The sequence below is a fragment of the Puia sp. P3 genome (genome assembly GCF_050632245.1).
Classification (GTDB): Bacteria; Bacteroidota; Bacteroidia; order Chitinophagales; family Chitinophagaceae; genus Puia.
Genome location: NZ_CP192583.1, coordinates 5,337,584 through 5,356,553 on the forward strand (window position 1 = coordinate 5,337,584; position 18,970 = coordinate 5,356,553).

The window sequence follows — 18,970 nt, forward strand, 5'->3', positions numbered from 1 at the left end:
TGATGGCATATCTTACTGAACCGACCGGAGGGAGGTTCGCGTCACGAAGTGACGCAGACAAACAAACCCGGCTAGGTTCCCGAAGGGAATGAACGAGGAGGAGCATGACGAAGCAGCTCCAACGAAGTTCCAGTGGCCGCGGCGGAGAAAGTAACCCTATTTCTCGAAAATCAACCCCTCCGCATTCGCCCCCATCCCCGCCAGCAGATCAGCCACCCCCTTCACCATCTCGTCCGGCCCGCAGATATAAAAAGGCTGCTTAAAATCACTAACCCTCCTCTTCAAAAACTCCCCGTCGATCCGCCCATGATCATACCCCTTCTTTTCTTCCCTGCTTAGGACAAAATGCGCTCCATCCCCCAATATCTCCCGCAGCTCGTCCTCAAGGATCACATCCGCGGCCGTACGGTTGGAAAAATAAAGCGTGTTCCCCGCCGCCCCGCCCTTCCGGCGCAGATCCCTCAGTATCGCCAGAAAGGGAGTGATCCCCGCGCCACCGGCAATAAAAAACCCGGCCCCTTGTACTCGATCGCGCCCCAAACGTCGTGCAGCAACAATTCATCACCAGGCTCCAGCTGGTGCAGCAGATCGGTCACCCCATGATGATCCGGATATCGTTTGATCGTAAACTCGAGATATGGATCATCCGTCAGACAGGTAAAAGTGAACGGCCTCCGCTCATTCTGCCAGCCCGGCCTATTCACGCACACATCCGTAGCCTGCCCCGGATGAAAACTATAACCCTCCGGCTTCTCCATCCGGAATCTCTTTACATTATGCGTCACCTGCTTCGTCTCCAGCAGTCGCACTACATATTCCTGTTCCATATGCTGTAAGATTTAATTACTCAAAATCCCACCAGTCCGAATTCGGATAAAAATGTTCCAGCACCACCGGCTGCCCGATCATCGGCGTCGTAATATGCTCGCTGCATCCTGGCCGCCTCCGCCACCACCCGTTTCACCGACTCATTCCACGGATGCAGCGCCAGCGAAAACTTCCCCCAGTGCACCGGCATCAGCTTCTTCGCCCCCAGATCGCCCGCCGCCTGCACCACCTGCTCCGGGAACATATGTATCTTCGGCCAGTACTTCCCATACTGCCCACACTCCAGGAGAGCTATATCAAAAGGCCCGTACCTCCGCCCGATCTCTTTAAAATGTTCCCCATACCCCGAATCCCCACCCAGAAAAAATCATGCCCGCCCATCTTCAGCACAAACAGAAGACCACAAAGTCTGATACCTCTTCAAACTCCTCCCCGAAAAATGCCGCGCCGGCGTCGCCACCAGCGAAAAATCCTGCCCGCCGCCACGCCCCGCGACGTCCACCGGCATTTCCCCTTCCGGTTTCACCCCCATTTCCGGGCTCACTCCCCTTCCGGGCTCACAAACCCACTCCACCGCTCCCACCAGTCCAGCTCCGTCACCTTCCCCATATCAAACCCCCAGGACTCCAGATGACTCCCCACACCCAGCGAAGTAACGATATGTCCTACCCGATCCTTCAACTTCAAAACCGTCCTGTAATCCAAATGGTCAAAATGATCGTGCGTCAGCAACAGGACGTCGATCGCATCGGGAAGCGCATCCACACCATATACCCCCGTCCCTGCAAACGCCTTCGCAAAACCCGCGAACGGCGCCGCATGATCGCTGAACACCGGATCCACCAATATCGTCCTCTTATATACCTTCAGTAAATAAGACGAATGCCCAAACCACACGATCGACACCCGATCATCCGGCAACGCCTTCAGATCAGTCTGAACCGACGGCACCGGCCTTGCCGGTCTGGTATTGGCCGGCTTCCGCATCACATCCCACAATACTTTATAGATCGGAGCACCCTCTACCCCAATCGTCGTGGGCTCCAAATTCTGAAAAACACCATCCCGGTAGTTAGGGGAAGCAAGAACACGCTCAAGCCTCGCTCCGCTGGGATTCCTGCCAAAAACTGGAAATAATGCCATGCCGTCAGCAACAATCGTTTGACAATTTGGTTTAGACGGCTCCAAACTTCCCTGAAAGTAGTATTGCTTAAATCCGAAAAACTCCCCATATTCACGCATGCGTAACTTCCATCTCCTGTTCTGGCCCTTGCTGGTAGCGGCTCTTATTGTCTTATTTATCAAACTTAAGGATAAATCTTACCTGCAGAACGACACCACCCCCAACGGGATCATCTCCCTCGAGCTGGGCTCCACCTATACCGCCGATACCGCCATCGTCCAGTCCTCGAAAAGCGACACGCTCGACCGCACCACCATAACACTCTGCCAGCCACACCCCCGCCCCATCCAGCGCCTGCACAAGGCCCGATTCGACGTCTTCGTCGACTTTGGCTTTATCTTCATCTATACCCTACTGGGCTTCGTCATCATCACCACCCTCCAGTCCCGCATACAAAAGGGCGGACACTGGTCCACCCGCCTCCTCATCGGCCTGCTCCTGCTCGCCGCCTTTCTCGACTGCCTCGAGAACATCGGCCTTCTGAGCTTTATCAACGACGGCATCAACCACGAGCCGAGAGCTTCCGGCACCACCGCCTTCATCACCCATATCGCAGCCTGGGCAAATTCATCATCCTCGGCGGACTACTCTTCCTCTATATTCCGCTCACACTCATCATCAGGGACAACGGCCTGCTCGTCCTCTCCGACTATATTGCATCCAAGACCTTCCAGCTGTTCCGCTACCGCGTCCTCCTGATCGGCCTCGGCCTTCTTTGCACTCCCCATCTGGGTCATGGACCAGGGACAGGACCTCCTCATCAATATCAACTCCTCCGACCAGGGCGTGCTGCTGTTCATGACCGTGGTCACCGTCGCCGCCTTCCTCAACTGGTGGCTGGCCAAACTATTTTTCGAAAACAAAGCGCTCCGCCCCGTCTTCCCTTTGAAAGAGCTGCCCATCTCAGCCGCCGACGAAGAACGACAGGAAAAGAAAGCCTCCCGATTCCTCGGCGTCGCCACCATCATCGTCCCCGCAGTCGCCATCCTCAACGCCCTTCAGGTGATCCGCATCCCCTCCTGGATGGACTTCTTCCCGGCCCTGCTGTGGCTTGTCGGCCTGCTCGGTATCTTTTTCACCCTCATCAAACACAACATCGTCGAATCACTGTACCTCCGGCTGCAACAGCGGCTCGGAAATAAAAAGCAGGAACCTCGCCTTCCTCACCCTCTTCCTGCTGAGCTTCGGGATACCCACCATCATCCGCCTCTCCGTTATCCAGCAATCCAGCAATACACCCCAGTCGCTCATCTATCTTTTCTGGCACCTCGTTTTTCTCGCCTTCGCCTTTTGGTATTCGTCAGCGTCAGGACCTGCATCTTTAAAGAGGGCCTCGTCGGCAGCCATATCGGAGCGCCCATCATCGGCCTCTCGACACTACTCGCCATCGCCTTTATCCTTTTCAACGTATATCCCCAGACTATCCTCTCACTGGACTGCAACTACCTCAGTCTTCCCGTCCTGCTGTCCGGGATAATCCTGTATATCCTCGTTCTCACCATGCTCATCCGATTCAGTCGCCTGCGAAAAACAAACTTCGTCCTGTTCTTCATCGCCACGGCCACTATCGTCTCCGTCACCGTCGACAACGAATACCACTCGGTAAGGACGATGGACAGACCGGCCACCGCCAACACGGCCGCCGTCCAGCTGCCCGACTATTTCAGACAATGGCTGCTCCACCGCAAAGACGAGATCAACTCATCCACGACCTACCCGATATTCCTCGTCAACAGCTACGGCGGCGGCATAAAAGCCGCGACGTTTACGAATCTGGTGGTAACATATCTGGACTCGGTCCTCATCGCGCAGCAGAAAAAGGGCTTTGAGCACTATACCTTCTCGTTCTCCGGCGCCTCGGGAGGCACCGTCGGCTCAGCTGTTCAGTGCGCATGGCGCGCCCGCCACCTCGACAGCGCCGCCTATTCGCTGGACCGCTTCACGGACTTCTATAGTCACGACTTCCTCACACCTACCCTCGGCGCCATGTTTGGCAGGGACATCTGGGCCTCAATAACGGGACAGCATACCTGGCGCGACCGCGCGGCAGTACAGGCCAATATATGGGAAGGATTCGGAAAAAATCGCTGCAGGTCGACCTGAACACCCCTTCGACGCGATATGGGACACCAGCTCGGCTAACCCGGCCCGTTACGAAGTACCCCTCCTTTTCTCCAACACCCTCAACGTCGACGACGGACAAAAAGGCATCTGCGCCCCCGTCACCCTCAGCCGCGCGGACTTCCCCGGCGCCATATTTATCCGCACAAGACTCGACTCACTCAACGCACACCACGGCGACAGACCCGCACAGACGATATCGCTGATGACCGGCGCCTTCCTCAGCGCCCGCTTCCCCTTCATCAGCCCCTCCGGTAAGATGGGACCAGGCTACCACTTCATGGACGGAGGCGGAAAAGACAACTCCGGCGCCTCCACATCGGAAGACGTCTTTCTTCGTCTTAGTAAAGAAATTGAACTCGAAGCAAGGACAAACCCGGGCTCGGAGATGGATAGCCTGATGAAAAAATTGCGCTTCTACTTTGTCTCTATTACCAATAACCCCAACTTCGTCCGCGACCCCCGCAAACTCGTTTCGAATCGGTGGGAACCCATCAGTCCCCTCGTCGGCATCATCAACAGCGGGATCTCCGGCAACGCAGTCGAGGCCGACCGCGCGCTGCAGATGCGCTATTCCTCCAATCCCTCCATCGAAGGTCTTCATGCGGCATACGTCGAAGTATGGATCACCGGCTGCTGTATTGAATACAACGACGGACGACTCTACGAACCCGTGCTGCCACTCGGCTGGCAGATCTCCTCCCCTTCCGTCCAAAGACTAAAAGGCACCTTCGCCACCGACGGCCTCCACGACTTTTACCGCGACGGCGTCCCACGCATCTTGCAGATCGTAAAAGAACGCCACTGACCCGCCTCCGGCTGAACGCGTAGCACCATCGTCCCGACAGCGGGCCCACGAACATTCAGACTCGCCCTGCCACCGGTGATCACACCGGACTGCGGGCCCCTTCCGTCCATCGCGACAAGTATATAAAACAAGCGCGATGCCAAACCACAACATACTGTAAACCAATTACTAAAACGATTGAGGCAAATTTATATTTTCCCCTGATAAGGATTAAAATTCTCCCCTATCTTTAACCCTGGAAAATCAAGTCCATGCAATCATCCAATCGCAGAAAATTCCTCGGCACAGTCGCCGCCCTCGCCGCACGGCTCGGCAGCCGCCAGCCAATAGCTTTAATCATCCGAATCACCAGCCAAATATGACCACCCAAAATAACAACAGCCAACAACGTCCCCCCATCGTCCACCACGTCTTCTTCTGGCTAAAGAACCCTGCCTCGAAAGAAGACCGTGACCGACTGATCGAAGGCGTAAAGACCCTCAAAAATATACCTACGGTAAAGAATTGCACGTCGGCGTAGTCGCCAGTACAGAAAAAAGAGACGTCGTAGACAACAGCTGGGCCGTGTCCGAACTAATGTTCTTCGACGACCTCCAGGGACAGGCCACCTATCAGACGCACCCCATCCACCTGGAATTCATTAAAAACTACAGCCACCTCTGGGAAAAAGTAGTCGTCTACGACGTCGTGGAAGCCTAGCTTACTCCGAGTAACTCCACTTCGAATATCAGCGTGCTGTTGGGCCCGATCTGGCCGCCTACCTGCCTGTCGCCATATCCCAGATGCGGCGGGATAAAGAAACGCCATTTGCTACCGGTGGGCATCAACTGCAGTCCTTCGGTCCAACCCTTGATCACCGCACTCAAAGGGAACGTAGCCGGCTGTCCGCGGCGAACACTGCTGTCGAACACAGTCCCGTCGATCAGCGTGCCGTGATAATGGCACGTCACATTGTTTTTGGCCAACGGCTTGACCCCGCTGCCCTCCGTAATGACCTCATACTGCAAGCCGCTCGGCAGCGCAACTACCCCGGGCTTAGCCTTATTCGTTTCCATAAAATCCTGCCCCGCCTTCAGATTGGCGGCGGCCTTTTCATTTTTCATGTTGAATAACTTATCCGCCAGACTCATTGTTATTGGTTTTATGCAAAGATAAAACATCGTAATTTCACCGCCCAAATGACCAAAAAGACATATATCACCTATATTCTCGTCCTCGGCTTACTCACCGCCCTCGGCCCGTTCTCGATCGACATGTACCTCCCTGGCTTCGGGGATATCGCCCACAGCCTCAACACATCCGTCGCTACCGTCGCCCCTCTCGCTCTCCAGCTATTTCATCGGCATCTCCCTGGGACAGCTGCTCTACGGCCCCCTCCTCGACCGCTACGGTCGCAAACGGCCCCTCTACGCCGGCCTCACACTCTATATCATAGCCACCATCATCTGCATGCAGGCCCGCGATATCCATACCCTCATCATCCTGCGTTTCATACAGGCCGTCGGCAGCGCGCCGCCGCGGTCGCCGCCATGGCCATGGTCCGTGACCTCTTCGGACCAAAAGAAAGTGCCAAAGTCTTTTCCCTTTTGCTGCTCGTCCTCGGCGCATCCCCCATGATCGCCCCTACAGCCGGCAGCGGCTACATCGTAGTCAGCTTTGGCTGGCGCTCCATCTTCCTCGTCCTCGCCATCCTCGGCGCCGTCATCACTGCCCTGACCATCTTTGTCCTGCCCGAAAGCTACGGCGCCGACAAAAATTTTTCCCTCAAGCCACGCCCCATCGTCAAGAATTTTATATCCGTCCTCCGCGAACCCCAGTTCATCGTCTTCGTGCTGGTCGAATCCCTCGCCTTCGCCGGCCTCTTCGCCTACGTATCCGGTTCCCCCATCGTCTTCATGGATATCTTCCACGTCGACAAAAAGACCTACGGCTGGATCTTCGCCTTCCTCTCCGTCGCCTTCATCGGCCTCAGCCAGTTCAACAGCCTCCTGCTGAAAAGATACAGCAGCCAGCAGATCATCTGGGTCGCACTCTTCGGCCAGGTCCTCGTCGCAGCAGTCTTCCTCGCCGGCAATATCGCCGGCTGGTATGGCCTGTCCCACACCATCTTGTTCATCTTCCTCTTTCTCGGCTGCCTCGGCTTCACCAACCCCAATGCCGCCGCCCTCTCCCTCGCCCCCTTCTCCAAAAACGCCGGCAGCGCATCCGCCCTCCTTGGCGCCCTCCAACTGGGTATCGGCGCAATCGCCTCCTTTGGCATCGGCGCCTTCAGCAACGGCACCGCCAACCCCATGATCGCCATCATGGCCATCTCCTCCTTCGCCGCCCTCCTCGTCCTAATCATCGGCAAACGCTCCGGCAAACTCACCGCCACCACCAGATCGACCATCACCAGCCCACCGGCACACTGACCCGGCCACCAATCACCCCATCCACTAACCGACCACCGGCTCACCCCCTAAGGCAACTTCGCCACCAACCCCTCCGGCAACACCTTCAATATTCCATAAATGATCTTCCATTTCCACCCCGGCACCACCACAAACCTCCGCGGCGCCTCCACCACAAACCGGGCTACATACGCCGGCTCCATCAGCAGACTTCCGGGCAAATCCAGCCCCGCCGTCAACTTGCTTCTTATATACCCCGACACGATCGCATTCACCACTACTCCCCTCGTAAAAAGATACTGACGCAATCCCGCAAGATAGGTCGTGAACGCCGCCTTTGTGCTTCCATAAATAAAATTACTCTTGCGTCCACGCACACCCGACAACGACGAAAGCCCAACTATCCGCTCGAGCCCCCTATTTCCGGCGTCCATCGCGATAATATTGAGTATCGACACAGCCCCCGCATACAGCACATTCATCATCCGGTAACTCCCTCCCAGGAAACCAGCGCCTCCTCATTCGTCACCTGAAACCCCGCCGCATACACGACGATATTCGGCTTCTCACCCAACCCTTCATAAAAAGCCCGGTGACTCCCAAAATCCACAGCGTCGAAATACTCCACGCTCACACCGGGCGAATCCCTCACGGCGGCCGCCCCGGTCAAACCATTCAACCCCCGGGCCTCCACAAACTTCGACAACTCCCCCACACTCCGCGAAGCGGCAATCACCCGATATCCCTTTTTCACATACAACACGATCGCCTCCTTCGCCACATCCGAATTGGCGCCAAGCACGAGCACTGTCTTCATGGCTTACCCAGAATTTCGACACCACCGGGGCCGGCAATCACCGCCCTGTGCGCCATGTTAAAAAATAAGGAATGCTCCACTACCCCCGGAATAGCCCTCACCCGGTCGTTCAGCATGGCCGGCTCGGGAAACACGCCAAACCAGTTGTCGATCAAAAAATTTCCCCGCTCCGTTACAACCGTACCATCCTTCCCTGGCGCACCCATCCGCAACTCCGACTTCGCAGGATTAAAGAATTTCTTCATACAGGATGACACATACTCCAGCGCCTCCGGCAATACTTCCACTACCAGCGGGAATTTGCCGTCCAACCGGTCCGCTTTCTTCGATATATCTCCTACCAGCACAAACGAACCCGCCATCGCCGCCAGCACCTTCTCCGAAACAAAAACCCCGCCCCCGCTCTTCAGCGCCGTCAGCCTCCAGTCGAACTGATCGCAACCGTCGAAATAGATATCGAGCCCGGAAAGCCACCCCGCCTCCACCACGGTAAAACCCTCAGCAAGCAATAGCCGCCGCGTCGTAAACGACGACGTCACCAGCTTCACTGACCCATATAGCCCCGGCTCCCCTTTCAATAAATTGACCATATGAGCCATCGTCGTCCCCGCTCCCAATCCCACCGTCATCCCCGGCTCTATCAGCTTTAGCGCCGCTTTGGCAGCTTGCATCTTAAGATCAGACATGCTTATAATTTGGCGGTAAGATACCGATTTACCTCGTCCAACGCCACAAACCGCCCATTCACCGATTCCTCTTTTTCAGGTTTCACTACCGCGGCCGGCAGTTCCTCCTCTCCCCCGGCGCTTCCACCGCGGTCTCCATCAGCCGGCGACCCAAACCCATGACCTATTTCAACACATCCGCAGGTATCGCCCCGATCCCCCTTATCTTAATTTGTTTATAAAATACTTCTGCCCCTCCGACTGCAACTGTATCCTCCCCTTCGTCAGCGGCTGAACATTCCCGCCGTCCACCTGCGCATTATTATACAACACCATCATCACTACCCCATTTACCACATGCACACTCGTATCCCCATGACAATAAAGATCCAGCTGGTTCCACTCCCCCGTGGGCTTCTCCGCATTTCCTTTTTTGATACAATGCCTCCCGATCTTCGCATCCGCCCGAAAAGTGAACATTGCCCCCGCCGGATCATACACATAATCAGTGTCATTCATCTTCACCGCGGGGATCGCCGCAATCCCTCCCGCACAACCCCAGTAATCACCGCAGTCCCCCTCCTGTATCTGAAACTCCTGGCTGCGCATCCACGCTCCATAGTCCGCTCCATAAGGACCCACTGAATGATACAACAACCCGCTGTCCTTTTTCTTCCCCTTCTTACTTCCCCAACTCTGCGAGCCCCAGCGAAACAACAGCTGAAGATGATAATCGGAATACTCCTTCACCGTCGTGATCGCCCCTACATCCTCCCCGAGATCCGGATCACATTCTCGTCCCCGTCCTTCACCACCGTAAAAACATGATGTGGATCCTGATTCAAGCCTATCGGCATTTTCAAATAACTATCCCAGCCTTTCAGGTTCTTCCCATTGAACAAAGAGGTCCAGTCTCTCCCCGCGGCCCACGAGGTAAAATCGCCCTTCCCACGGGCAGCCATTTTCCCAAAAGCACAATCGCCCTTCCCACGGGCAGCCACCAAACCTGTCACCCCCACCACCAGGCAAAAACAAATAAATCGTACCATAGTCAAAGATTATACCCTAATATACCAAAAATCCCCAGTTAGTTCCCCCGGACTCTTCTCTCCGACCCGGCAACCGACCATACCGCCTCGGGCACCGTTCGCCGCGTCAACGAATTCATCTACGCCAGCGCACCCCTGGATCCCGCTGACCGCGAGCGCATCAGGGGCGCCTTCCCCATCCAGATCCAGGCTACCTCCGCACCTGACTATACACCGGCGGCCCTGTAGGCACCAATGGCAACAAAGGCAGCCCCGGCAACGCACGGGACTTTTTGTAATTTTATATAGATACATCTTTCACTCACCACAAATTCACCCCAAAATGAAAGAGTTCATGCTGATCATCCGCAACGAAGGCGACGCAAAAGCCGACATGTCCGCCGAACAGCAGCAACAGTTCCTCAACGCCTGCAGGATCTACATAGAAGACCTGAAGAAAAAAGGCCAGCTGAAAAACGCACAGCCCCTCGTCCGCGAAGGGACAATGATCTCCGCCACCAAAACCCCCGCCACCCCTGACTCATTCACCGAAAACCCCTGGAACGAAACCACCGAAATTCTCGTCGGCTACTACCACATCCTCGCAAACGACATCACCGAAGCCATCACCATCGCAAAAGCCAACCCCGAATTCGCGTTCGTAAAAGGCGCGAAGGTCGAAGTCCGCCCCATCAAGACAAAAGAAGCATCAACCAACTACGAATACCCCTCCGGCCAATAATCCGCGCCTCCCAACGCCGGCCAATAAGTACATCTACCTGGCCGCACAACCCTACCACCCGACCCACTGGCATCCTGCACCATCTCGCTACAAGCCTTCAACCAGTGGTTCGTCAACGGCCGACCCGATACTAACGGCGCCGTACAGCCTGCCAACAGCGTTCTCTTCCCTTCCAGCGACAACTGCGACTTCTACCAGTGGTCCCAGCAAATGTTCCTGTGGATGACCTCACCCGCATCCGGAATATACGGCGGCAACTCGATCGTCCTCGGAATCGCCCCTGTTCTACGACGTCTCTCCCGAGAATGCCGACACCCAGCGCTTCCTCATTCCCCACCTGCCCCAACATGTCTTTAATATGTCGTCCCACCTCGTCAAGAACGGCCCCGAAAGGCTGCCGCTCGTCAAAGCCACCGATGGCAAAATGTACGAGGTCGAACCCGCAACAACAACAGACAAGGGAAAACCCCAGGTCAGCGATGCCGCCGGCAACCAGGTCGTCATCGATCGAATAGAGACCAACAGCAACGGTACACACCGCTTCTACGACAAGACAGGCAAGGAGATCACCCATCCAAAAGCCATCCTCACCCATCGCCAGAACAGGATCCCGATAGCAAAAGAATTGATTGCCGGTAACACACACGCCTTCGTCGACACGGCAGGAAATGAGGTCGGCTTCGAGCTCGACCAGGCCACCGGCGACGTCCTGATGTCCCAAACCGGCTCCCTCGTCTACTACCTCACAATGGTCAACGACGTATACGCCTGGTTTCTTACCGCAGCAAAGAGCAAGGCCATCAGCGGCCAGCACTTCCCTGTTACAGCCGCGGACAAAGACAGCATCTGCGCCATGGCAAGACTGTACAACCAGACACTTCCCGATTCCAACGCACTTGCCATAGAAATAAAATCGTCGTGGGTAGAAGCATCCTCGATCCCGCCCGCAAACCTCAACAACTACATCACCGTGAACGCCGCCATCCCAGTCTATAAAAAAACCGCCTCTTACTGGGTCCCCGACAGCACCCGCCAGGCCAAAATGGCACTGGTAGGGATCCACGTCGTCGGCAGCGTTGCCCACCATCCCGAAATGGTCTGGGCTACCTTCGAGCACGCCGGCAACGCACCCAATGCAGCTTACACATATCTCGACTCCAACAAGAACCTGAAGACTGTCCCCGCCGATAACGGCGCCAACTGGCTGTTCTCGAATAACACCGCCGATACGGCCTTTAACAGGTCCCATATGACGGCCTACAATCCGAACCTGCCCTTTAAGATCACAGATACCATCTATGCACAGCCCAACCATACCATAAGTCCGAGCAATACGAACCGGACAACGCCCTGGGGCAGCGTTGCCGACTCCGCCACCAACCAGCAGGACCTCAGCTCCGCCGCTTCGAACAGCGAGATCATCTCTTTCGACAATAACATACAGTCCTTCCTTCCCCGCGACAAAAGGAACAACTACCTCCTCATTGGCGCCACATGGACCTTCGGCGGCACGCCACCCAACGGCGGCAGCTACGGCTCGGATACGACCCACGGCGTAGCCATCGGCACCAGCGCCCTCGCCAACACGACGATGGAGACCTATTTTCAAAACAATAATCCACCCGCCCACACATTTACCCAAACGACCTGTTTCCTTTGTCACTCCAACAACAACAGCAACCTCCCCGGAGACCTCAGCCATATCTATACAGCTACACAACGGCTATTCCCCGACCCGATGAAGTCCAGAGCAACTCACTGAGTCCAATGCACCTCACTGAGTCCAGAGCAACTCACTAAAAACGCAAATGCCCCGCCAAAGCGGGGCATTTATAAAATCAATAATTTAACCTCTACGTCGCCGCCACCAGCTGAGCCTTCTTCTCCGGCTCCGACAGTTTCTGCTCCACCCCATTCTCATGGCTCAGCCTGAACCAATCCTTTGCAAACGGCTTCAGCAGCGCATTCGCAGCCTTCGGGCCCCATGTCCCCGCCTCATAGGTGAGCAGCCCCTTCTTCGGCGACTTCTTCCAGGCATTCAGCATCGGCATCACCACCTTCCACGCCGCCTCGATCTGGTCATCCCGCATGAATTGCGTAGCATCACCCTCCAGCACGTCCAGCAATAAAGCCTCATACGCCTCGGGCAGCGACTCCTTGAAATTGTCCTTATACATAAAGTCCATTTCCACCGACTCCAGCTTCATGTGAAGGCCGGGCACCTTGCCCTCGAACATCAGCCCGATCTCCAGCTCCGGCTGGATACTGATGATCAGCTGATTCGGCATCAGGTCATCCTTGAATATTTTATGCGGAGATTCCTTGAACTGGATCATGATCACCGAAGACTGACGCGGCATACACTTCCCGGTACGCAGATAGAACGGCACTCCCTTCCACCGCTCCGTATCGATGAACATCCGGGCCGCTACAAAGGTTTCCGTGCTCGAATCCGCCGCCACCTGGCCCTCTTCTTTGTAGCCGACCTGCGGCTTCCCGTGGATCTCACCCGCCGTATACTGCGCGCGCACCACGTCTTTAAAGACACCCTGCGGCGTAAAAGGCCGGACATTCTTCAACACTTTCACCTTGGCATCCCGGATCGCCTCGGCTTCATACGCCTTCGGACAATCCATCGCGACTATACACAACAACTGCAGCAGGTGATTCTGGATCATATCCCGCAACGCCCCGCTGCTGTCATAATAGCCGCCCCGGCTGCCCACGCTGACCTCTTCCGCCACGCTTATCTGAATATGATCGATATACTTGTTGTTCCACAATGGCTCAAAAACGTAATTCGCAAACCGGAACGCCATTATATTCTGCACCATCTCCTTGCCCAGATAGTGGTCGATATGATAGATCTGCTTCGCCTTGAAACGTTTGTTGATATAATGGTTCAGCTTCCGCGCAGACTCGAGGTCGGTTCCGAACGGCTTCTCGACCACGATCCGGTCAAGCGCATCCCTGTTGCACAGCTTCTGATTACAAAGCGCATCGGCAATTGCCTCTATGAATCGTGGTGCGACCGCCAGATAAAACATCCGGACCCCACGCTGCTGCTCCCGCTCTTCAAAATCCTTGATCCTGTCCTTCAGCGTCGTATAAGTCTCCTTATTCATAAAATCCCCTGGACATAATTGACCCGCGCCGCAAAACTCGCCCATTTCTCCCTGTCTGCTTTTCCTTTCCGGCTGAACTCGTCCACACCCTCCAACAGATAATTCCTGTATTCACCCTCGTCGACCGTCACAAAATCCACACAAAAGATCGAAAAAATAGGCGGGAGGTGATCGTCTACATATAAATTGAAGAGCGCAGGTATCAGCTTGCGTTTCGTCAGGTCGCCCTTGGCGCCGAAGATGGTGATCGCGGATGGGAATATTTTTCTGCTCATATCTCAAAACTAATGAAAAACCCGCTGTCTCGCAGCGGGTTTTGATGGTTAAATTACTGTTTCCATGTATTATTCGTCACATCCACATCCGGGTATCGCTGATCCGGATCCACCGTCACCTGAACAATCTTACTGGTCGAAGCATAATGGAACTTCCATACCGGACCATGCATCCAGATTTCCACGGGAAGTTTGACCCGGGACGTCTTCCCATTCTCCTCCTTCACTTCCACGGTTACAGGCATGGGTAGCTTTTCCTTGTTCTCGATGGTGATCAGCGCCCCTTCTGCCTGGTTGCCATTGACATATTCCACTGCATTCACAGCCTGGTCGATCTTCCAGTTGTTAAAGAACCATCCCCGCCAGAACCAATCGAGCGTCTCCCCCGAGGCATTCTCGATCGCATGAAAAAAGTCATAAGGAGTCGGATGCTTGAACGCCCACTCGTGTACATAATACCGGAACGCGTAGTCAAATCTGTCCTTGCCCAACACTTCCTCCCTCAACAACTCCAGCCCCGTCCCCGGTTTGTTATAGGACAGGGTCCCCCACTCCCTCGTCGGCATCGCATCAGGAATGGTCATTATCGGATTGGTTGCATTGAAGAACGCATTGGCGAACCGGCCCCTGTCCTTAACAACACGCAGATACTCCCCCTTGTTAAACGCCGAATCCGCCACCGTGTTGATAAAAGTATTGAACCCTTCATCCATCCAGGGATACTTCCGCTCGTTGCTTCCCACGATCATCGGAAACCAGTTGTGACCGAACTCATGACGCGTCACACCCCAAAGATTCCCCTTTCTCGCCCGCTCGCTGCAAAACACGATCCCAGGATATTCCATCCCCCCAACAACACCTGCCACATTGGTCGCGGAAGGATAGGAGAACTCATACAAATAATTGGAGTAATATTCGATACAACCCTTTACAAACTCCGTGCTGCGTCCCCAGGCCGAATCCCCCGCACTCTCCACAGGATACAGCGACTGAGCCAGCGCCTTCTTGCCGCTGGGCAGATCGATCCTCGCCGCGTCCCAGATAAAAGCCTTCGAAGCTCCCAGGCGACGTCCCGGGTATTGATACATTTGAATTTCCATACCAGTCGTCCCTTCGCAGGACGGCTCGAAGCATCTGTCAGCTCACTCCCGCTCCTGATCGCTACAGTCTTCTCACTCGCCTTTGCCTCCTGATAACGCTTCAGCTGCGTGGGCGTCAGTACCTCCGCCGGATTCACCAGCTCTCCGCTGCCACCGACGATCATATCCCCCGGTACGTCTATACTGTACTCGATATTCCCGTATTCCAGATAGAACTCGCCCTGACCCAGGTAAGGCAGGGTATTCCAGCCAGCGACATTGTCATAGACACACATGCGGGGATACTGCATGCGCGACCTCATAGATCCAGCCGTTTTTAGTATCCAGCCGCCCCGTACGGTCGGTTCCGTATTCAGGTATCTTAAAGGAATAGCTGATACGGATCTTCAGTATACCGCCGCCGCCTTTCAACGCAGCAGGCAGCTTCACCTGCATCCTCGTGTCCGATACCAGATAGTCCGCCTTGCTCGTTTTGCCAGTCGTCACACTGACCAGCTCCACGGACTTCAGCTCATACCCACCCTCAAAAGCATTCTTGTTGGCCCAGCGGCCACCCGAGATCTCAGTCCCCGCAACACCCCTCGAATCCAGACTGTAAATATTCTGATCCATCTGCAGCCACACAAAAGGAAGCTCGTTCGGGCTGTTGTTCTTATAGGTAATCGTTACCGTTCCGGACAGCGACTGGTTCACCTCATCCAGTTTCGAATCTATCTTATAGTCGGCGCTGTTCTGCCAGTACTTAGGTCCTGGCTTGCCATCCGCACCACGGACATCGTCCCCGTAAGCCGGATAAAATATCGGCGCAAAAGCCTCATGCGAATCGAACACCGAAGAAGAAGCACCGGACTGGGCATGGACAATCTGTTGTCCCAATATCAGCCCCGCCAGCGCCAGACCACGAATTGATTTTCTCATATCAACACTGATTTTTTTATTATGGTAGCGAAGGTATATTTTCCTAACTTTCATTCCATGAATATCGCTGAAATTAAAAATCGATTGGCAAAAAGGGGCTACAGAACTGTCGGCTGGCGGCTTTAAACCCACCTACACCGACAAGGAAAGCTGGATCGGACGCGTAGCCTTTTACAAAGAAGACGAGTCGATCCCCCTCGACGCCGACGGCACACCCATGCTCCCCCTGCTGCAGCTAAGCCCTCGAAGGGCTCCCCATATCCCCGACGGGTTGGAGAACACCAAAATGATCACCCTCTTCGTCAGCGAGAATCTTCCAACCGACGGAAGCCCCCGGGTAGCGGTGCCCCCTCCAACAACGGCCAGGGCTGGGTGCTGCGCGAATACAGCAAGACCGACCAACTCGTCAACAAAAGACTCGAGAACATCGACTCCTATATCCGCTCTTTCCCCCTCAAAACCACCTTCATCCCCGAAGACTACCCCGTATGGGACGCCGGCGGCATCCCTGCCGATGTAGAAAATGAAATTAACCGCATGGAAAAAGAGGGAGAAATCACCGACTACTATGATATAGTAGAAAATAATTATGGACACAAGCTGGGGGGCTACCCCACCTTCTGCCAGTCAGGTATCGACTTTGGTGAAGACTTCGAATTCATACTGCAGATCACATCGGATGGAAAGGCCAACCTAAATATCGTCGACGCCGGAACGATTTTCCTGGCAAAAAACACGAAAACAGGCGAGTGGAGGCTATATATCGATTTTTTATAATAGTCATCTCAGGGCTATTCTCACACTATCCCCTTTCCTGATTCCCACATTCGTGGTCCGCAGGACCACCCTGCTATTTTTTAATCGTACTTCAACATCATAGTAACTCCCCTGAAAGATAACACCCTCCACCACTCCTTCCAGACTACCCTCCTCCACAATATCGATATCCTCGGGACGAACAAAGGTCTTCCCGATCAGGTTGTACTTCCCGAACAGCCCCGCCACATATTCGTTTATGGGTTGTCGGTATATGCGCTCGGGCGGTCCCTGCTGCTCGACACCGCCGTTTCGCAGCACCAGCACCTCATCCGCCCAGGCCATCAGGTCCAGCGGATCATGCGATACCAGTATACAGGTAATCCCCAGCTGCTCGCCGATATTCCGGATCACCCGCTTCAGGGTATCCTTGTGGATCATGTCCAGATTGGAAAAAGGCTCGTCCAGCAGGAGCAGACGCGGCGGCTTCACCAGCAGCCGCGCGAGTGCGATACGCTGCCTCTCCCCACCCGAAAGCGCATCGGTCCGCCGCCCCAGCAGATGGTCGATATGGCAAATGGCATATAATTCGGCAGACTCATCCGAACTCATATCATTCGCATAGGAAAGTATCTCCTCAACCCGGTAATTATGCCACAGCTCAAAATGCTGCGACAGATAGGCGATACCCGGCTGGCCGGGCACCAGACGTTCCCTCGGTGCCAGCACCCGTTCCCCCTCAAATAATACAACTCCCGCCGAAGGCTCCGCCAGACCCCCGATGATCTTCAGCAGCGTGCTCTTCCCTGACCCGGTTTCCCCCGCGATGGCCAGATTCTGTCCCTTCTTCTGTACAAAACTGATCCCCCCAACACCTCCAATGTCAATTAATTGTAATAGGTCCATAAATCCAAAAATAAGCTAATTTGCCCCCGTTTTATGTCAATCGAATCACCATCAGTCAGGACCGTCCAGGTTACCCGCTACGTTACCCCGCTGCGGGAAGGCGGCTTCCTGCCCGCCATCGCCGAGGCCGATGACGAGTTTCTCTATGTACTAAAATTCCGCGGCGCCGGACAGGGCGTAAAATCCCTTGTCGCAGAGCTCATTGGCGGCGAGATCGCCCGTCTCCTCGGCATGAAAGTGCCGGAGATCGTCTTCGCCACCCTCGATCCCGCATTTGGCCGCTCGGAACCCGACGAAGAGATCCAGGACCTCCTGAAAGCCTCCGTTGGCCTCAATCTGGGTTTGCACTACCTCACCGGCTCCATCACCTACGATCCCGCAGTGACCGCCGTCGACGCCCTCACCGCATCCCGCATCGTCTGGCTCGACAGCCTGCTTACCAACGTAGACCGCACGGCCCGCAACACCAATATGCTGTTTTGGAACAAAGAACTCTGGCTGATCGACCACGGCGCGGCGCTCTACTTCCACCATTCCTCGGACGGCATCGCTAACGTCGGGCCTTCGGCCGATACGACTTCGTCGTATCTGGACCAGTCCGCCCGGCGACCCTTTACACAAATAAAGGACCACGTTCTGCTGCCCTGGGCCTCCAGACTGGACGAAGTCGACCAGGCCTTCCGGGCGATACTGACACCGGACCGCGTCAATGGCATCGTCGCCCTGCTGCCGGACGAATGGCTCGTCAACTGGCCCTCCGGACAGTCGCCCGACGCCGCACCGTCACCGCGCGAGATCCGCGACGTCTACGCCCGCTTCCTCAACACCCGAATCGGGTCCTCTTCTATCTTTGTAAACGAAGCCCAGAATGTCAGAAAAAACACTATTTGAATACGCCGTCATCCGGGTAGTGCCGAGGGTAGAACGCGAAGAATTCCTCAACGTCGGGGTCATCCTCTATTGCCCCAGACTCAAATACCTGCAACTGATCTATACCCTGAACACCGATCGCCTGCAGGTCTTCTGCCCCTCCCTCGATATCGGCGAGCTGGAAGAACACCTCCGTGCCTTCGAAGCGATCACCCTCGGCAATTCGACAGGCGGCCCCATCGCCCGCCTCGACATCGCCAGCCGCTTCCGGTGGCTCACAGCCACCCGAAGCACCATCCTTCAAACTTCAAAAGTACACCCCGGCTTCTGCTCCGACCCCGCAGCAGCACTCACCCGCCTCCACGCGACACTGGTCCTGTAGGCGCAATACCGACAAAACACCGGCCACTACCCATCCAATAAAAATCACCGATTTTC

30 protein-coding genes are annotated in these 18,970 nt (G+C 55.3%); 11 read left to right on the forward strand and 19 right to left on the reverse strand.

Going from position 1 to position 18,970, the window contains the following annotated elements; all coding sequences use genetic code 11:
* Positions 1–156: 156 nt before the first annotated feature.
* The 5 genes from ACQ86N_RS33545 to ACQ86N_RS33565 are packed head-to-tail and all read right to left on the reverse strand — an operon-like array spanning position 157 to position 1,971.
* The gene (locus ACQ86N_RS33545; protein WP_431210845.1) at positions 157–540 is read right to left on the reverse strand and encodes a hypothetical protein; all 384 of its coding nucleotides are present in this window, start codon (positions 538–540) and stop codon (positions 157–159) included.
* A complete protein-coding gene (locus ACQ86N_RS33550; protein ID WP_431210846.1) occupies positions 462–827 on the reverse strand; it encodes an FAD-binding oxidoreductase in 366 nt (121 codons plus the stop codon). Before ACQ86N_RS33550 ends, ACQ86N_RS33545 begins: the two co-directional genes overlap by 79 nt.
* Positions 828–847: 20 nt before the next feature.
* A complete protein-coding gene (locus ACQ86N_RS33555) occupies positions 848–1,189 on the reverse strand; it encodes an MBL fold metallo-hydrolase (RefSeq protein ID WP_431217700.1) in 342 nt (113 codons plus the stop codon).
* Between the two features lie 6 nt (positions 1,190–1,195).
* Complete coding sequence (locus tag ACQ86N_RS33560) at positions 1,196–1,360, reverse strand: hypothetical protein (protein ID WP_431210847.1); 165 nt, start codon at positions 1,358–1,360, stop codon at positions 1,196–1,198.
* Between the two features lie 8 nt (positions 1,361–1,368).
* Complete coding sequence (locus tag ACQ86N_RS33565; protein ID WP_431210848.1) at positions 1,369–1,971, reverse strand: MBL fold metallo-hydrolase; 603 nt, start codon at positions 1,969–1,971, stop codon at positions 1,369–1,371.
* Between the two features lie 97 nt (positions 1,972–2,068).
* On the opposite strand from ACQ86N_RS33565, the gene ACQ86N_RS33570 reads away from it, so the two are divergent.
* Together ACQ86N_RS33570 and ACQ86N_RS33575 are read left to right on the forward strand one after the other, a co-directional pair.
* A complete protein-coding gene (locus ACQ86N_RS33570) occupies positions 2,069–2,710 on the forward strand; it encodes a hypothetical protein (RefSeq protein WP_431210849.1) in 642 nt (213 codons plus the stop codon).
* A gap of 36 nt (positions 2,711–2,746) precedes the next feature.
* Positions 2,747–4,114, forward strand: coding sequence for a hypothetical protein (locus ACQ86N_RS33575; protein WP_431210850.1), 1,368 nt, complete (start codon positions 2,747–2,749; stop codon positions 4,112–4,114).
* Between the two features lie 48 nt (positions 4,115–4,162).
* On the opposite strand, the gene ACQ86N_RS33580 is transcribed toward ACQ86N_RS33575, so the two are convergent.
* Positions 4,163–4,375, reverse strand: a complete 213-nt coding sequence (locus ACQ86N_RS33580; RefSeq protein ID WP_431210851.1) for a hypothetical protein — start codon at positions 4,373–4,375, stop codon at positions 4,163–4,165.
* Between the two features lie 16 nt (positions 4,376–4,391).
* On the opposite strand from ACQ86N_RS33580, the gene ACQ86N_RS33585 reads away from it, so the two are divergent.
* The 3 genes from ACQ86N_RS33585 (at position 4,392) to ACQ86N_RS33595 (ending at position 5,639) form a co-directional block, all read left to right on the forward strand.
* Positions 4,392–4,940, forward strand: coding sequence for a hypothetical protein (locus tag ACQ86N_RS33585; protein ID WP_431210852.1), 549 nt, complete (start codon positions 4,392–4,394; stop codon positions 4,938–4,940).
* A gap of 358 nt (positions 4,941–5,298) precedes the next feature.
* Positions 5,299–5,460 carry a hypothetical protein gene (locus ACQ86N_RS33590; RefSeq protein WP_431210853.1) on the forward strand — a complete coding sequence of 54 codons (162 nt, stop codon included), beginning with the start codon at positions 5,299–5,301 and terminating at the stop codon, positions 5,458–5,460.
* Positions 5,445–5,639: a Dabb family protein gene (locus tag ACQ86N_RS33595; RefSeq protein ID WP_431210854.1), complete on the forward strand. Its 195-nt coding sequence runs from the start codon at positions 5,445–5,447 to the stop codon at positions 5,637–5,639. The genes ACQ86N_RS33590 and ACQ86N_RS33595 overlap by 16 nt, the downstream gene beginning before the upstream one ends.
* On the opposite strand, the gene ACQ86N_RS33600 is transcribed toward ACQ86N_RS33595, so the two are convergent.
* Positions 5,636–6,070: an FKBP-type peptidyl-prolyl cis-trans isomerase gene (locus tag ACQ86N_RS33600; RefSeq protein WP_431210855.1), complete on the reverse strand. Its 435-nt coding sequence runs from the start codon at positions 6,068–6,070 to the stop codon at positions 5,636–5,638. The two genes, ACQ86N_RS33595 and ACQ86N_RS33600, sit on opposite strands and share 4 nt — an antisense overlap.
* Positions 6,071–6,118: 48 nt before the next feature.
* Between ACQ86N_RS33600 and ACQ86N_RS33605 the strand changes: the two genes are divergently transcribed.
* Positions 6,119–7,351, forward strand: a complete 1,233-nt coding sequence (locus ACQ86N_RS33605; RefSeq protein ID WP_431210856.1) for an MFS transporter — start codon at positions 6,119–6,121, stop codon at positions 7,349–7,351.
* A gap of 47 nt (positions 7,352–7,398) precedes the next feature.
* Here ACQ86N_RS33605 and ACQ86N_RS33610 read toward each other — a convergent pair whose 3' ends face one another.
* From ACQ86N_RS33610 to ACQ86N_RS33630, 5 genes are all read right to left on the reverse strand, one after another.
* Positions 7,399–7,815, reverse strand: a complete 417-nt coding sequence (locus ACQ86N_RS33610) for an SDR family NAD(P)-dependent oxidoreductase (protein WP_431210857.1) — start codon at positions 7,813–7,815, stop codon at positions 7,399–7,401.
* Positions 7,812–8,147, reverse strand: coding sequence for a hypothetical protein (locus ACQ86N_RS33615; protein ID WP_431210858.1), 336 nt, complete (start codon positions 8,145–8,147; stop codon positions 7,812–7,814). The genes ACQ86N_RS33610 and ACQ86N_RS33615 overlap by 4 nt, the downstream gene beginning before the upstream one ends.
* The gene (gene rpiA / locus ACQ86N_RS33620) at positions 8,144–8,833 is read right to left on the reverse strand and encodes a ribose 5-phosphate isomerase A (RefSeq protein ID WP_431210859.1); all 690 of its coding nucleotides are present in this window, start codon (positions 8,831–8,833) and stop codon (positions 8,144–8,146) included. Before rpiA ends, ACQ86N_RS33615 begins: the two co-directional genes overlap by 4 nt.
* Before the next feature lie 201 nt (positions 8,834–9,034).
* Positions 9,035–9,562 (reverse strand): 3-keto-disaccharide hydrolase, encoded by a 528-nt coding sequence (locus ACQ86N_RS33625; protein WP_431210860.1) that lies wholly within the window; start codon positions 9,560–9,562, stop codon positions 9,035–9,037.
* A gap of 14 nt (positions 9,563–9,576) precedes the next feature.
* Entirely contained in the window at positions 9,577–9,774 is a 198-nt protein-coding gene (locus ACQ86N_RS33630; RefSeq protein ID WP_431210861.1) for a hypothetical protein, read from the reverse strand.
* 409 nt (positions 9,775–10,183) lie between these two features.
* Here ACQ86N_RS33630 and ACQ86N_RS33635 point away from each other — a divergent pair, with 409 nt between their 5' ends.
* Both ACQ86N_RS33635 and ACQ86N_RS33640 read left to right on the forward strand, forming a co-directional pair.
* On the forward strand, positions 10,184–10,582 hold the full coding sequence (locus ACQ86N_RS33635; RefSeq protein ID WP_431210862.1) for a YciI family protein: 399 nt from the start codon (positions 10,184–10,186) through the stop codon (positions 10,580–10,582).
* Between the two features lie 358 nt (positions 10,583–10,940).
* Positions 10,941–12,344, forward strand: coding sequence for a hypothetical protein (locus ACQ86N_RS33640; protein ID WP_431210863.1), 1,404 nt, complete (start codon positions 10,941–10,943; stop codon positions 12,342–12,344).
* 91 nt (positions 12,345–12,435) lie between these two features.
* On the opposite strand, the gene zwf is transcribed toward ACQ86N_RS33640, so the two are convergent.
* The 6 genes from zwf to ACQ86N_RS33670 form a co-directional block, all read right to left on the reverse strand.
* Positions 12,436–13,752, reverse strand: a complete 1,317-nt coding sequence (zwf, locus tag ACQ86N_RS33645) for a glucose-6-phosphate dehydrogenase (RefSeq protein ID WP_431210864.1) — start codon at positions 13,750–13,752, stop codon at positions 12,436–12,438.
* Complete coding sequence (locus tag ACQ86N_RS33650; RefSeq protein ID WP_431210865.1) at positions 13,704–13,982, reverse strand: hypothetical protein; 279 nt, start codon at positions 13,980–13,982, stop codon at positions 13,704–13,706. Before ACQ86N_RS33650 ends, zwf begins: the two co-directional genes overlap by 49 nt.
* A 53-nt stretch (positions 13,983–14,035) precedes the next feature.
* Positions 14,036–14,959: a M1 family aminopeptidase gene (locus ACQ86N_RS33655; protein WP_431217701.1), complete on the reverse strand. Its 924-nt coding sequence runs from the start codon at positions 14,957–14,959 to the stop codon at positions 14,036–14,038.
* Positions 14,911–15,384 carry a hypothetical protein gene (locus ACQ86N_RS33660; RefSeq protein WP_431210866.1) on the reverse strand — a complete coding sequence of 158 codons (474 nt, stop codon included), beginning with the start codon at positions 15,382–15,384 and terminating at the stop codon, positions 14,911–14,913. The genes ACQ86N_RS33655 and ACQ86N_RS33660 overlap by 49 nt, the downstream gene beginning before the upstream one ends.
* Positions 15,344–16,000 (reverse strand): hypothetical protein, encoded by a 657-nt coding sequence (locus ACQ86N_RS33665; RefSeq protein ID WP_431210867.1) that lies wholly within the window; start codon positions 15,998–16,000, stop codon positions 15,344–15,346. Before ACQ86N_RS33665 ends, ACQ86N_RS33660 begins: the two co-directional genes overlap by 41 nt.
* Positions 16,001–16,171: 171 nt before the next feature.
* The gene (locus tag ACQ86N_RS33670; RefSeq protein WP_431210868.1) at positions 16,172–16,294 is read right to left on the reverse strand and encodes a hypothetical protein; all 123 of its coding nucleotides are present in this window, start codon (positions 16,292–16,294) and stop codon (positions 16,172–16,174) included.
* Positions 16,295–16,372: 78 nt separating this feature from the next.
* Between ACQ86N_RS33670 and ACQ86N_RS33675 the strand changes: the two genes are divergently transcribed.
* Complete coding sequence (locus ACQ86N_RS33675; RefSeq protein WP_431210869.1) at positions 16,373–16,777, forward strand: DUF1963 domain-containing protein; 405 nt, start codon at positions 16,373–16,375, stop codon at positions 16,775–16,777.
* A 3-nt stretch (positions 16,778–16,780) separates the two neighbouring features.
* Here the strand turns inward: ACQ86N_RS33675 and ACQ86N_RS33680 are convergent, their stop codons facing one another.
* Entirely contained in the window at positions 16,781–17,662 is an 882-nt protein-coding gene (locus tag ACQ86N_RS33680; protein WP_431210870.1) for an ABC transporter ATP-binding protein, read from the reverse strand.
* Between the two features lie 33 nt (positions 17,663–17,695).
* On the opposite strand from ACQ86N_RS33680, the gene ACQ86N_RS33685 reads away from it, so the two are divergent.
* Together ACQ86N_RS33685 and ACQ86N_RS33690 are read left to right on the forward strand one after the other, a co-directional pair.
* Positions 17,696–18,553 carry a HipA family kinase gene (locus ACQ86N_RS33685; protein WP_431210871.1) on the forward strand — a complete coding sequence of 286 codons (858 nt, stop codon included), beginning with the start codon at positions 17,696–17,698 and terminating at the stop codon, positions 18,551–18,553.
* A complete protein-coding gene (locus tag ACQ86N_RS33690) occupies positions 18,531–18,914 on the forward strand; it encodes a DUF3037 domain-containing protein (protein ID WP_431210872.1) in 384 nt (127 codons plus the stop codon). Before ACQ86N_RS33685 ends, ACQ86N_RS33690 begins: the two co-directional genes overlap by 23 nt.
* Positions 18,915–18,970 lie beyond the last annotated feature (56 nt).